Source organism: Arthrobacter sp. D5-1, from assembly GCF_017357425.1.
In the GTDB taxonomy this organism is placed as follows: Bacteria; Actinomycetota; Actinomycetes; order Actinomycetales; family Micrococcaceae; genus Arthrobacter.
This window is the reverse complement of record NZ_CP014571.1, coordinates 3,115,492-3,129,710: the sequence shown is the minus strand read 5'-3', so window position 1 is coordinate 3,129,710 and position 14,219 is coordinate 3,115,492. Positions and strand designations below refer to the sequence as shown.

Sequence of the window (14,219 nt, the reverse complement as noted above, 5' to 3'; positions counted from 1 at the left end):
AGACTGGGAGCAATTTCACGTGGCATCACTAATCGAAAAACTTCTCCGCACGGGTGACAAAAAGACACTCAAGCAATTGCGGAACTATGCCGATTCCATCAATGCCCTGGAAGACTCCTTCAAGTCCTTCACGGACGCCGAACTCCGTGAGGAGACGGACCATCTCCGGTCCCGTCACCAGGACGGCGAGACTCTGGAAGCTCTCCTCCCGGAAGCATTCGCCGCTGTCCGGGAAGCCTCCTCCCGCACCTTGGGCATGCGCCATTTCGATGTCCAGCTGATGGGCGGTGCCGCACTCCACCTGGGCAACATCGCAGAAATGAAAACCGGTGAGGGTAAGACCCTCGTAGCTACTGCCCCCGCGTACCTGAACGCGCTGGCGGGCAAGGGTGTCCACGTCGTCACCGTCAACGACTACCTCGCCGAATACCAGTCCGAGCTGATGGGCCGGGTTTACAGGTTCCTGGGACTTACCAGCGGTTGCATTCTTTCGAATCAGGATCCTGCGGTCCGCCGACAGCAGTACGCTGCGGACATCACCTACGGAACCAACAACGAGTTCGGCTTCGACTACCTGCGCGACAACATGGCCTGGGATGGCAGCGAACTGGTTCAGCGCGGCCACAATTTCGCGATCGTGGATGAGGTCGACTCCATCCTGATCGATGAAGCCCGTACGCCGCTCATCATTTCCGGTCCTGCCCAGGGCGACACGAACCGCTGGTACAGCGAATTCGCCAAAGTCGTGCTCCGCCTGCAGCCCGAAGTCGACTACGAGGTGGATGAAAAGAAGCGCACGGTAGGCGTTCTCGAAGCCGGTATCGAAAAGGTGGAGGACTACCTCGGAATCCAAAACCTCTACGAATCCGCCAACACGCCTTTGATCGGCTTCCTCAACAACGCCATTAAGGCGAAGGAACTGTTCAAGCGGGACAAGGATTACGTCATCCTCGACGGCGAGGTGCTGATTGTTGACGAACACACTGGCCGTATCCTGGCCGGCCGCCGCTACAACGAAGGCATGCACCAGGCCATTGAGGCCAAGGAAAATGTCGAGATCAAGGCGGAGAACCAGACTCTCGCCACCGTGACCTTGCAGAACTACTTCCGCATGTACTCGAAGCTTGCCGGCATGACCGGCACGGCCGAGACTGAGGCCGCGGAGTTCATGAGCACCTACAAGCTGGGTGTCGTCCCGATCCCCACCAACCGTGACATGCAGCGCATCGACCAGCCGGACCTTGTCTACAAGAACGAAGTCGTGAAGTTCGACGCCGTGGTCCAGGACATCGCCGAAAGGCACGAGAAGGGCCAACCTGTGCTGGTCGGCACCACCAGCGTTGAGAAGAGCGAGTATCTCTCCAAGCTGCTGGCCAAGGAAGGTATCCGGCACGAAGTACTGAACGCCAAGAACCACGCACGTGAAGCGTCCATCGTGGCGCAGGCCGGACGAAAAGGTGCCGTCACTGTTGCCACCAACATGGCCGGTCGTGGTACTGACATCATGCTTGGCGGAAACGCCGAGTTCACCGCCATTGCAGAGCTGGCAAAGCGAGGGCTCGATCCCGAGGAGAACTCGGAAGAGTACGAGGCCGCTTGGCCCGAGGCCCTTTCGGCAGCCAAGCAGGCGGTCAAAGATGAACACGAAGAGGTCTTGGACCTTGGCGGGCTATACGTCCTGGGTACCGAGCGACACGAGTCCCGCCGGATCGACAACCAGTTGCGAGGCCGTTCAGGGCGCCAGGGTGACCCGGGCGAATCGCGCTTCTACCTGTCGCTGACGGACGACCTCATGAGGTTGTTCAACTCAGGTGCGGCCGAACGTCTCATGAACAGTTCGGTCCCGGATGATGTTGCCCTTGAATCCAAGCTCGTCTCCCGCGCCATCGCGTCGGCGCAGGGCCAGGTGGAAGGGCGCAACGCCGAACAGCGTAAGAACGTTCTCAAGTACGACGACGTCCTTAACCGGCAGCGTGAAGCGATCTATGGCGACCGCCGTCGCATCCTTGAAGGCGACGACCTTCACGAGAAGGTCCAGTACTTCCTTGAAGACACCATCAACGCCCTCATCGAGGCTGCCACTGCAGAGGGAACGGGCGACGATTGGGACTTCAACCAGCTCTGGGCCAATCTGAAGACGTTGTACCCGGCAACCGTGACGCCCGATGAAATCATTGAGGAAGCCGGCGGAAAGTCACGCGTCACTGCCGAGTTCCTGAAAGAGGAGATCCTCTCGGATGCCCGGCTGGTGTACCAGGCCCGCGAGGAGGCCATTGGCTCTGAGAGCATGCGCGAGCTCGAACGTCGTGTTGTGCTTTCTGTTCTGGGGCGGAAATGGCAGGAACATCTCTATGAGATGGATTACCTCAAGGAGGGTATTGGTCTCCGGGCGATGGCCCAGCGCGATCCCCTGGTGGAGTACCAGCGCGAGGGTTTTGTGATGTTCCAGAGCATGATGGAAGCCATCCGTGAAGAGAGCATCGGCTTCCTCTACAACCTGGAGGTGGAGGTAACACCCGCCGAAGACGTTGTTGTGGCCGACGATACCGCCGCTGGGGCGCATACCGAACATCATGAACCCCAGATCCGGGCGGCGGGTCTGCAGGCACCGGAAAAGCCGGCCCAGTTGCAGTACACGGCCCCTGGCGAAGATGGTGCTACCCAAACACGCATCGAAGGCCGCGCTTCCGGTCGATCCGGCAACCCAGCGAAGGCGGCGGCCCAGGAGCAGCGTAAGCCGGCTAAAAAGAAGCGTCGCTGACCCAACACCGTACGGCGGGCCGATAGCCATTTCAGTGGTCTGCCAGGCACGAATATCTGTAACTCAAAAGGGTGGACTCCGGACTAAAAGTCCGGAGTCCACCCTTTTTGTTGTCTGCAGATGGATTCGCCAGGTCTAGCCGATCTCCAGGGCCGTAACCCGCCACACGCCGTCCAAGCGTTCCAACCTCATGGCGACAGCCCGGCACCTGAGTTCTTCCGCAACCACAATGCTTGCTTCGCAAATGTCCTCGGAGATGGAGCAGGCTCGAACGGAGCGGACCATGGGGCTGCGGTGGGGTTGCAGGTTCCCCCGGACTCTGGCGGCGTGCTTGCGGGTGAGGGCCGCCCTATGTTGAAGAGCGACATAGCAGTCAGGGTCGAGGGAACGGGAAAGCTGGCTCACAGCACGCGTTCCGGCCAGGACTTCCAAAGCTGCCTGCGCAATACTGCGCGCAACCAGCCGAACATCGATGTCCGAACCGCTCGAACCGTAGCCGGACAATGTTCGTTGGGTGCTCTGTCGGCCCGCGGGCCGGCTTGCAGTCGCAACGGTCATGGTCATACACCTCAGGCATTCACTACATGAACAGGAGCGTGGGGACACTCTGTTCTGGTGGCTTCTGCTGGGATGACGCTGAACTTGGTTGGTGCGGTGATACGGCCCCTGAGTGGGCCGACAAATCGGAGGGTCGGGTGACCCGTACTGTCAGTCAGGTGCGGGTGGCCGCAAGACCTGACCAGGAGTCAACACTGAAGGGTCGCCGCCGATGACGGTGAGGTTTGCGGCATACCACTTAGGCCACATCAGCGCGACCTCCACGTCCGTGGCAAAGGGACCAAGCCGCGATGCTGCAAGCGACCACAGGGAGTCTCCTGCCTTCACGACGACGCCGGCGTCGTCATGGGAGATCTCTTGCCTGGACGAAGGGCGACTTAGAAGCCCAGGTTCAGGTGCGGGTGCTTGAGGCTTCCAGCGCGGATCGCCCCTACCTGTTGTGGTGTCGGCCATGGACGTCTGTGATGAAGACACAGGCCCGGCAGCGGGCTCCGGGCTCCACTCCGGGTGGGGAGAGGTTTCCACACCCGCAGATGTAGGTGCCCAGCCGGGGGCGGGTGGAGGCGATGCTTGCGCCATGGTGACGCCCAGGAGATTCACACTCACCACTGCTACAGCAAGCCGCAGCATAAAGGCAGGGCTGAACTTGGCAAGGGTGTTGGCCCCTCTCTCCCGCCCGCTCCGATGCAACAGCGACGCGAAGACGGCAAGCAGTAAGGAAAGGACCCACCATGCCACCAGCGCTATGCCGGCGCCGTTCGCGACAATACCGAGGAGGTCCTCAAATGAGAAGTTCTGATGATGGTGATCGGCTGACCGCCACTGGGCAAGGAGCATGCCACCCACCTGGACGAGCAGTATCCCCAGCCCCAGAATCGTTGCAGCGAGGCAGGCGTCGCCCCGTAACGTTCTTCCCATTCAAAGCCCCCAAAGCTTCGTTTGATGCATTTTGATGCGTTTTGACATCTTTAGGCCTATTGTGGGCACGTCCCGGGCTTCCTGTCCAATTCGGGTGCCGGATCACGCATTATTCGCCCTGCCTATATGTTGCAGCCTAGTCTGCTTACATGAGATGGGACTCTCTCTTTGACGACTTGGAAGCACAATTTTCTGCCGAGCGTGCCCTGGAGGCGGAATCGGAGATCACCGAGCGGGCCAGGATGGAGCTTGCGGGGATCGAACTGGGTGATCGCCTCCGTGGTGCAGCCGGCTCCGGGCTCAAGCTTTTCCTCGCTGACGGCAACATTATTCACGGAGTGCTGGGCCGCGTGGGTGCCGGGTGGCTGGTGTTGTCCGAGGGGTCGCGGCAATGGCTGGTGCCCTTGGCTGCTGTGCTTACCTTCCAAGGCCTGGGGAGGCTGGCCCTGAAGCCTGTGTCCACGGTCCGGCAGTTGCCGGGGATCGCCTCAGTCCTGCGGGCATTGGCCAGGGACAGGTCCGCCGTGGTTGTTCATTTGAGCACGCGGGCCGGAGGCGGCGTCAAGGTCAACGGCGTCATCGACAGGGTCGGAAGGGACCACTTCGATATTGCTGTGGTCCGCGACGGTGAAGTGCGGCGGGCTGGCAACGTGGCGTCAGTCATGACCGTCCCGTTCAGTGCTGTTGCAGCCCTTTGTTCGGCAGGCGGAGAATAATCCCTCCGGGGCAGCCCCTAGGGCTGGTTCGCCTTGGTTTTTGCTTCCTGGATCATGCGGCTTGCTTCTGCGTAGCGCTCCTGGATGTACTGCTCAAGCATCGTCTCCTCGATGCGCCATTGTCCACGACCTCCTACCTGGATGGCTTTCAACTCGCCGCTTCGCACCAAGGCGTAGGCCTGTGGTGAGTTGATTTGGAGTTGTTCGGCGACATCCGCCAGAGTCAGGAATCGGGGCATGGCACCATTTTGCCACCGTTGGCTCCCCTTTGGTGTGTTTATCCACAGTTTCGACCCCTTTGAGGTCGATGGCTTTTGTCCCGCAGAAACGGCCGGTAAGAATGAGGGGGCGGGTCCATCGACCATGCCTTTAGCTCATCGGGGGGTAGCAGAAACATGGCTCAAGTTACAGTGGTCGCTGCAGCAAGACTGAAGAAGCCATCGTGGAAGGACCCGCGGCTTCTCATCGGCATTCTGCTGGTGCTTGTGTCCATTGCCGGCGTCATCGCCTTGGTTGGATCGGCTGACAGGACTACGCAGGTCTACACTGCACGCGAAGACATCGCAGTCGGCCAGGTGGTCGCCGTGGCCGACCTCTCAATTGTCAGTGTGCGCCTGGATGATGTCGAGTCCGGGTACGTCACTGTGGAGGGTGGCTTGCCTGAGGGTCGGGTAGCCCTGCAGCGGGTGGCGAAAAACCAGCTCGTTCCAAAGGAAAGCCTGGGAAAAGCTGATGCCCTGAACAGGAAACCGGTGGCTATTTCCGTGGAAGGGGAACTTCCTGCCCAAGCGGTCGGGGGAGCGCGCGTGGATGTCTGGGTTGCCTTGCCCGGTGCGAGCAGAGCCTTCGATGAGCCGCAACTGCTTCTGCCCGGTGCGGAGATCGCCCAGGTGGTCTCAGGCGCCGCTGCCTTGGGGGCATCGAAGACCACTCAAGTGCTGGTTCTTGTGACGGATGAGCAGATGCCCAAATTGTTGGGGGCTCAAGCAAACAAGGCCAGTATCTCCGTCGTGTGGAACCCTGCGGGCCTCAACCCATGAGTATTCCAGTAGTCACTGTGGGTCCTGCCCAGGAGGCCGTAGTGGGCGGGCTGGAGGGCCTGCATGGTCCGGTAACGGTGGTTCGCCGTTGTTCAGAGCTTGCTGAGCTGATGGCTGCCTGCCAAAGCGGCCTTGCCATGGCTGCCGTCGTCGCCGAGGGCTGCGAGGAATTGACCACGACTTTGGTGGATCGGCTTGGCGCTGTTGGAGTTACGATCGTGGCCCTGACGGATGACCCGGCCGAAGTACGGCGATTGGACTCCATCGGAGTCGTTGTGGCGGCTTCCGGAATAGAACCGTCTGCACTCGCGGAAAAAATATCAGAGGCTGTGGGTCGTGAGCACGCGCGCGGCCGCCTGGGCGCGGGCCAGGACGCAGGTTTCGCTGATGCGGGAGGCGGACCACTTTTGATGCCCGCTCCGGAAACTGTGGAGGACTCCCCGGAGGGTTCAGGCCTGGTATTTGCTGTGTGGGGTCCCATAGGGTCACCCGGCAGGACATTGCTGGCGGTCAACATCGCTGCCGAATTGGCAGCAGAGGGTAAATCCGTCATCCTCGTCGATGCTGACAGTTATGGTGCCAGTGTTTCTGCTGTGCTGGGGTTGTTGGACGAAGCCGCAGGACTGGCCCAGGCCTGCAGGCTTGCGGACCAGGGGATGCTCGACCCCAGTGCTTTGAAGGCCGTGGCGACCCCGGTCTACACCAAAGAGGGCTCCTTTCGGGTGCTGACTGGGACGACACGCGCGGATCGATGGACGGAACTGAGGGCAGCTGCGCTGTCGCAGGTCCTTGAACGAGCCAAACATGTATCTGATGTTGTGGTGGTTGATACCGGATTCTGCCTCGAATCAGATGAGGAACTGAGCTTTGACACCATGGCCCCGCGGCGGAACGCAGCCACTCTCAGGAGTTTGGAAATGGCTGACGTTGTGTTCGCGGTGGGAGCAGCCGACGCAATCGGAGTACCGAGGCTGGTCCGGGGCCTGGCGGACCTTCAAGCAGCCGTTCCACAAGCATCCCTCCGTGTGGTGCTGAACAAGGTGAAGAGATCGGCCGTTGGGCACGCACCCAAGCAGCAACTGGCGGAAGCCTGGGACCGGTACGGGCCCGGCATGGCGATTGATGCCTACCTCCCGGCAGATCCAGTGGCCTGCGACGCCGCTTTGCTCTCCGGCTCGGTCCTCCTTGAAACTTCGCCTGAATCTGCGCTGCGGATCGCGATAGCAGACTTGGTCTGTGCGCCTGTCCAGCAAAAACGAAATTCCTTTGGCCGAAGTACCAGAGCCGTCCGCTTGCTTAAGCGCTAGGCTCAAAATGTGGGCTGCAGAGTCGCAGCAATCAACATGTGATGGAGGCGTTTGTAGATGTCGTCAGGATCCAGCGTGGAGGATCGGTCCGATGCAGCAGTTGTCCGTGAAGGGTTCTTCGGTGACTACTATGAACACCTCGCAGAGGAGGATGCCCGTGCGTATTCGCCTGAGCTGCTGATCTCGCGGGCAACGAATCACAAGAAAGTCGCGCAGTCCCGGACGCCGGGGAACGCCGTCGTCGAAATCGCCGGTGAAGCGGACCGAAGCGTCGTGTACATCGTCACGGACGATATGCCTTTCCTCGTGGACTCGGTAAATGCAGAACTCGTTCGCCAGAACTGCGCGATCCGGCTTGTCATGCACCCCTTGTTTGTGATCACCCGCGACCGCGTATCCGGGGAGCTCCGTAACATCTCCCGGGTTCCTTCCAACGTCGGGATCTCCAGCGGTGATACTGCGGCCCTGCCAAGCGTGGCGCACCTCCTGGGCGACGGCGACAACTCGTCGCACATGGAGTCGTGGATTGCGGTGGAGATTGACCGTGTCAACGACGACGCCCGTGCAGAACTGATCGAAGGACTGCACCGTGTCCTCGGCGATGTCAGGGCAGCAGTCGAGGACTGGCCCAAGATGCGCAGCAAAGCACTGGAACTGGCAGAAGCCCTTGGGGGCATATCCCACCCCGAGCAGATCGCCGAACTCCGGCAGGCACAGGATCTTCTGCGCTGGCTGGACAACGGCAACTTCACCTTCCTCGGGTACCGCGAGTACGACCTCGTAGACCAGGACGGCGAGGACGTCCTTCAACTGCGTGAAGACAGCGGTCTTGGGCTTCTGCGCGCAGGGGACACCACGCGTCAGGTCCAGCACCTTACGGACGCCGGGCGGAAGCGCGCCCGGGAAAAGCGGGCACTGGTAATCACCAAAGCCAATTCCCGATCGACTGTCCACCGGCCTGCCTACCTCGACTACATCGGCGTCAAGAGCTTCGACGCCCAGGGCAACGTCAATGGGGAACGGCGATTCATCGGGCTTTTTGCAACAAGTGCCTACACCGGTTCTGTGCGCAACATCCCTATTGTCCGGGACAAGGTGGACGCCGTCCTGCGGAACGCTGGGTTCCCTATTGACTCCCACTCCGGCAAGGACCTCCTGGGTATCCTCGAGACGTACCCGCGCGACGAACTGTTCCAGATCGAGATTCCGGACCTGGCTGCTACTGCCACGGGTATCCAGCGGTTGCAGGAACGTCGCCGTACAAAGTTGTTCCTCCGGCCTGACATTTATGGTCGCTTCATGTCTGCGGTGGTGTACCTGCCCCGTGATCGTTACACCACCAGCGTTCGCCTTCGGATCGAACAGGAACTCCGGGAAACGTTCCAGGCCGAGAGCATCGACTACGAGGCCCGGATCACTGAGTCTGCCTTGGCACGTGTCTTCTTCAGGATCCGCCTCCCACGCACCGCTGAGCTGGCGGAAGTCAATGTTGCTGAGCTTGAACACCGGCTGATGAGGGCGTCCCGCTCCTGGAGCGAAGGAGTCGCCGAGGTCCTCCGTGAGCACCGCCCGGCAGAAAGTGCCGATGTGCTGTCTGCCCTGTGGGCAGAGGCATTCCCCGCAGGCTACCGGGTGGACTATGAAGTTGAAGACGCCTTGGAGGACATCGAACGCTTCGAAAAGTATGGGGCACAGGCCGAGCGAGCCGGTGAAGCAACCAGGCATGTCAAACCTGGGGTTCACGTGTATCTTCCAGAAGGTGCCGGAGAAGCTCTGGAGGAGGACGCCCGCGTCAAGCTCTACCTCATGGAGCCCAAGAGCCTGAGCCAGATCCTCCCTTACTTCCACAATCTTGGTCTTGAAGTTCTGGATGAACGTCCCTTCGAGATCGAAACCGCAGATCACCGCGACTTCTTCCTCTACGACCTCGGGCTTAAATACCCCGCCGGCGTCGATCCGCTCGCTACGGGGGAACTTCTGGGTGATTCCTTTGGAGCAGCCGTCACAGGATCCGTCGAGTCGGACAACTTTGACCGGCTGGTGCTGCGTGAGGGCATGCACTGGCGCCAAGTTGTGGTCCTCCGTGCCTACGCCAAATACATGCGGCAAATGGGCAACACCAATTCGTTCGGTTTCATCGCGGACACTCTTCTGGGCAACCCCGACGTTGCCCGCGGACTTAACGCACTCTTCTCTGCGCGCTTCGACCCCACTGTTCCGGAGGATCTTCGGCCGGAACGCCAGGCTGCAGCACGGGTAGCCCTCGCCGAGTCCATTGAACAGGTGGCAACACTGGACGCTGACCGCGTGCTGCGTACCTTCGTGAACCTGATTGAGTCCACCCTGCGGACCAACTACTTCCAAAACAAGGAATACCTCAGCTTCAAGCTGGATCCAACGTCGATCGACGGATTGCCCTTCCCCCGCCCCATGTACGAGATCTGGGTTTACTCACCCAGGGTTGAAGGCGTGCACCTGCGCTTTGGGAAGGTAGCCCGCGGCGGTCTCCGCTGGTCGGACCGTCGGGAAGACTTCCGCACGGAAATCCTGGGCTTGGTGAAGGCCCAGACAGTCAAGAACGCCGTGATCGTTCCTACGGGTGCCAAGGGTGGGTTCTTCGCGAAGAAGCTGCCCAACCCGGCAGTTGACCGGGCAGCATGGATGGCCGAAGGTATTGAGAGCTACAAGACCTTCATCCGGGGTTTGCTGGACATCACCGACAACCTCGTGACGTCAGCGGACGGCGAAAGGCTTGTCCCGCCGTCGGACGTTGTTCGCCACGATGGCGATGATTCCTACCTGGTGGTGGCAGCCGACAAGGGAACCGCCACCTTCTCCGACACCGCCAACGGACTCGCGGCCGAGTACGGATTCTGGTTGGGCGATGCCTTTGCCTCCGGCGGGTCGGTGGGCTACGACCACAAGGCCATGGGTATTACGGCACGCGGGGCGTGGGAATCAGTCAAGAGGCACTTCAGTGAACTCGATCTGGATACCCAGACCGAAGAGTTCACGGTAGTTGGCGTCGGCGACATGTCCGGCGACGTCTTCGGCAATGGGATGCTGCTGTCCCGGCACATCCGTCTGCTGGCCGCATTCGACCATCGCCATATCTTCCTCGATCCCACACCCGACGCCGCGGCATCCTTCGCGGAACGGCAGCGGCTATTTGAACTGCCCCGGTCTTCCTGGGATGACTATGACCGGTCACTGATCAGTGAAGGTGGAGGCGTCTACGCGCGCCATGCGAAGACCATCCCCGTCTCTGACCAGGTCCGAAAAGCACTGGGCCTCCCCGAAGGCACCACGCAGCTGAGCCCGCCGGAGCTGCTTCGCGCGATCTTGCTGGCGCCCGCTGATCTCCTCTATAACGGCGGCATCGGCACTTACGTCAAGGCCAGCACGGAGACCCACGCGGCCGTTGGCGACAAAGCCAACGACGCCATCCGTGTGGATGGGCGCGACCTGCGGGTCAAGGTTGTGGGAGAAGGTGGAAACCTTGGATTGACGCAGCGTGGGCGTATTGAAGCCGCACTGCAAGGAGTCATCCTCAATACGGATGCCATCGACAACTCAGCCGGGGTGGACTGCTCCGACCATGAAGTGAACATCAAGATTTTTGTGGATCGAATGGTGGCCGCCGGCAAGCTTGAGGCCGATGAACGGGCTGCTTTCCTGGCAGATATGACCGATGAGGTGGGGCGACTCGTCCTTCAGGACAACATCGACCAAAATATCCTGCTGCTGAATGACCGGACCCGGGTTGCCGAGTGGAGTCCAAGCTACGAGCGGCTGATGGACTGGTTGGAGAAGTCCGCCGATCTCAAGCGTGATCTCGAAGCCTTGCCCACCACGGAGACGCTTCGTTCAAGGTTGGAGCAGGGCCAAGGTTTGACGTCCCCGGAACTGGCAGTTCTGGCGGCCTACGCCAAGATCGAACTCGGTGCAGCACTGCGGGACAGCAACCTTGCTGACGATCCCTGGTTTGCGGACACCATCCGTAACTACTTCCCGAAGCAATTGCGCGAGAAGTTCGACGCCGAGCTGGACACCCACCCGCTGCGCCGCGAAATCATCGCCACCGTCGTGGCCAATGACATCATCAACCTGGGTGGTATCACGTTCGCCTTCCGGGCCATCGAAGAAACATCGGCAAATGAGGTAGCAGTTGCCAAGGCATTTGTGGCGCTGCGCGAAATTTACGACCTCGATCCCATGGTGGCGGAGTTGAACGCGCTCCCAGCCTCCTTCCCGACAGAACACTGGAGTGAAGTCCACCTGGACATCCGCCGTCTGCTGGACAGGGCTGTGCGATGGGTTCTTGGGCAAGGGATCGCATCCCAACCGATCTCAACCGTGGTGGAATCGTTCAAGCCGATGATGGCCCCGTTGCGGGCCAAGCTGCTGGACTACCTCCGGGGCGAGGACAAAACCCGCATCTCAGGGTGGCTTGAGAAGGCACGTGGCTGGGACTTGCCCGAACACCTTGCCCACAGGTGGGCGGAGTTGTTCGAGAGTTACGCGCTGTTGGATATCGCGCGGATTGCCCAGACCGGTGGCGGCAGTGTCGAAGACGTGGCTCACGTCTACTACACCGTGTTCAACCGCTTCCATGTCGATTCGCTGCTGGAACGGATCAGTTCCCTGCCGCGTGATGACCGCTGGCAGGCGTTGGCCAGGGCCGCCCTTCGTGATGACCTGTACTCAACGGTCGCGGATATGACAACGTCGGTCCTTGAGTCGACGGAGGCCGGCACCTCGGCTGAAGATCGCCTGAAGGCGTGGGAAGGACAGAATGCCGAGCAACTGGGCCGGGCCAAGACCATGTTTGACGAGGTCAACGCGCTCGAAGCCGACGACATGGCTTCACTGTCGGTAGCATTAAGGCTCTTGAGGTCAATCGTTCGACGCTAGGGGAATCCCGGCGTTGCAAATGGAGGTGCAGTGGCAATCTTTACAGACCCCATCAGGGAACACGCTGATTTCGGGCCTGGAGATGCCGAATGGCTGCACCTCCTCGTCGGTGACTGGCAGATGGTCGCCGACTTGGCATTCGCGGACCTCGCATTGTGGTTCCCGCACCCGGAGTTCGGTTACATTGCCCTCGCCCACGTCCGTCCGTCGACATCACATACGGTGTTTCACGCGGACTTCGTGGGGGAGGGCATTCGTTCCGATCTTCGCCCGCTGGTGGAAAAGGCATGGAACAGCCGCGCGATCGAACGTTCCAGCGAAACGAGCTGGAGCAGCGAGATGGCACTGCGTGTCGAAGCTGTTCCCATGGTGCGAAACGGCAGGACGCTGGCCGTAGTGACATCCCACATGGATCTCTCCAGCTCCCGGATGCCCTCAAGGCTGGAGTTGACGTATCGTCAGTGTGCCTATGACCTTCTGCGCATGGGAACTTTGGGACTGTGGCCCGACTTCGCATCGCCCACTGGATCCCGCCGTGGGGCGCCACGTGTGGGGGATGGCCTCATCAGGCTGGACGCCGAAGGCATCGTGCAGTACGCGAGCCCCAACGGGGTGTCAGCCTTCAGGCGACTCGGGGAAGTTGAATCGCTGGAGGGTCGGTCCTTGGCGGAAGTGACTGCCGGGCTCCTCAAAGACCGCCGGATGGTGGATGAGACACTGCCCTTGGTTGTCACTGGTCGGATGCCTTGGCGCAGTGAGATTGAGTCGCGTGGGGTCAGCCTTTCCCTCCGGGCCATTCCTTTGCGCGACGAGCAACACCGTTTCGGTGCCCTCGTCCTGTGCCGCGATGTCTCGGAACTGCGGCGCAGGGAAATGGAACTCGTTACCAAAGATGCCACCATCCGGGAAATCCATCACCGGGTGAAAAACAATCTTCAGACTGTGGCAGCACTGCTGCGAATGCAATCCCGCCGTATGGTCAGTGACGAAGCGAAGCAGGGCTTGGAGCAAGCGATGCGGCGCGTGGCCACCATCGCACTTGTCCACGAAACCCTGTCCCAGGGGCTGACGCAGAGCGTTGATTTTGATGAGTTGATCGGACGGCAGTTCCGGTTGTCTGCCGAGGTGGCATCTCCGTCCCAGCAAGTACGAACGGAACGTTCAGGGATGTTTGGCGAGTTGCCCAGCGACTTCGCGACTCCTTTGGCCCTGGTTATCAACGAGTTGGTCACCAATGCCGTGGAGCACGGTCTTGAAGGGCGCACAGGAACGGTATGGCTCTTGGCTGATCGGGCTGATGGAGACGGAAATGACGAATTTTTGACCGTGACCATTGCCGACGACGGCGTTGGTCTGCCGGACGGTCAATACACCGAAGGCTTGGGTTTACAGATTGTGCGCACATTGGTGACGAGCGAACTCGGTGGATCAATCCAGTGGAGCCATCGCGACGGTGGGGGAACCGCCGTCGAGATCGTGTTGAATTTGGCCCGCACCTAAGGGGTCGGAGCGCTCCCCAGTGACACTGGGGAGCGCTCCGACATTCATGCTTAAATAAGGAAGGCCGCTGACCAATGGTCAGCGGCCTTCCTTATTATTTTTGAGGTCTAGGAAGCGCGGCGCGCGCGGGCAGCGCGACGCTTGAGAGCCCGACGCTCGTCTTCACTCATACCGCCCCAAACGCCGGCGTCTTGTCCGGACTCCAGCGCCCACTGCAGGCAGGTGTCCACTACGGGGCAGCGGCGGCAGACGCTTTTGGCTTCCTCGATTTGCAGAAGTGCTGGTCCCGTGTTGCCGACTGGGAAGAAGAGCTCCGGGTCCTTGTCGAGGCAGGCTGCGCGATTACGCCAATCCATGCTGATCAGTCACTCCATTCGTGAGAACTAGATAGGGCCTTTTGTGAAAACATTCACGAGAGGCTCCAAAGGAAAGGGGCCCGCATGGGCCCCCTTGGTCGTCTGAGTCAAGCGTTTCATGTTAACGCCTTGTAAACAAGGGGTGTTAG

At 60.4% G+C, this 14,219-nt stretch carries 10 protein-coding genes; 6 read left to right on the top strand and 4 right to left on the bottom strand.

What is annotated here, in order from left to right; genetic code table 11:
• Positions 1–19 precede the first annotated feature (19 nt).
• Complete coding sequence (secA, locus tag AYX22_RS14350; protein ID WP_207594027.1) at positions 20–2,761, top strand: preprotein translocase subunit SecA; 2,742 nt, start codon at positions 20–22, stop codon at positions 2,759–2,761.
• A 135-nt stretch (positions 2,762–2,896) separates the two neighbouring features.
• On the opposite strand, the gene AYX22_RS14345 is transcribed toward secA, so the two are convergent.
• Both AYX22_RS14345 and AYX22_RS14340 read right to left on the bottom strand, forming a co-directional pair.
• Entirely contained in the window at positions 2,897–3,319 is a 423-nt protein-coding gene (locus tag AYX22_RS14345; protein ID WP_242703338.1) for an Rv3235 family protein, read from the bottom strand.
• A gap of 150 nt (positions 3,320–3,469) precedes the next feature.
• A complete protein-coding gene (locus AYX22_RS14340) occupies positions 3,470–4,237 on the bottom strand; it encodes a hypothetical protein (RefSeq protein ID WP_207594025.1) in 768 nt (255 codons plus the stop codon).
• Positions 4,238–4,386: 149 nt separating this feature from the next.
• Between AYX22_RS14340 and AYX22_RS14335 the strand changes: the two genes are divergently transcribed.
• Complete coding sequence (locus AYX22_RS14335) at positions 4,387–4,953, top strand: hypothetical protein (protein WP_207594024.1); 567 nt, start codon at positions 4,387–4,389, stop codon at positions 4,951–4,953.
• A 17-nt stretch (positions 4,954–4,970) separates the two neighbouring features.
• On the opposite strand, the gene AYX22_RS14330 is transcribed toward AYX22_RS14335, so the two are convergent.
• Positions 4,971–5,192, bottom strand: a complete 222-nt coding sequence (locus AYX22_RS14330) for a helix-turn-helix domain-containing protein (RefSeq protein WP_207594023.1) — start codon at positions 5,190–5,192, stop codon at positions 4,971–4,973.
• 156 nt (positions 5,193–5,348) lie between these two features.
• Here AYX22_RS14330 and AYX22_RS14325 point away from each other — a divergent pair, with 156 nt between their 5' ends.
• From AYX22_RS14325 to AYX22_RS14310, 4 genes are read left to right on the top strand one after another with little or no spacing between them, the layout of a single operon-like run.
• A complete protein-coding gene (locus AYX22_RS14325) occupies positions 5,349–5,993 on the top strand; it encodes an SAF domain-containing protein (RefSeq protein WP_207594022.1) in 645 nt (214 codons plus the stop codon).
• Positions 5,990–7,300 carry a chromosome partitioning protein gene (locus AYX22_RS14320; RefSeq protein WP_207594021.1) on the top strand — a complete coding sequence of 437 codons (1,311 nt, stop codon included), beginning with the start codon at positions 5,990–5,992 and terminating at the stop codon, positions 7,298–7,300. The genes AYX22_RS14325 and AYX22_RS14320 overlap by 4 nt, the downstream gene beginning before the upstream one ends.
• Before the next feature lie 57 nt (positions 7,301–7,357).
• Entirely contained in the window at positions 7,358–12,214 is a 4,857-nt protein-coding gene (locus AYX22_RS14315) for an NAD-glutamate dehydrogenase (protein WP_207594020.1), read from the top strand.
• A gap of 30 nt (positions 12,215–12,244) precedes the next feature.
• Complete coding sequence (locus tag AYX22_RS14310) at positions 12,245–13,714, top strand: PAS domain-containing sensor histidine kinase (protein WP_207594019.1); 1,470 nt, start codon at positions 12,245–12,247, stop codon at positions 13,712–13,714.
• Between the two features lie 107 nt (positions 13,715–13,821).
• Here AYX22_RS14310 and AYX22_RS14305 read toward each other — a convergent pair whose 3' ends face one another.
• Positions 13,822–14,070 (bottom strand): WhiB family transcriptional regulator, encoded by a 249-nt coding sequence (locus AYX22_RS14305; protein ID WP_003804966.1) that lies wholly within the window; start codon positions 14,068–14,070, stop codon positions 13,822–13,824.
• Positions 14,071–14,219 lie beyond the last annotated feature (149 nt).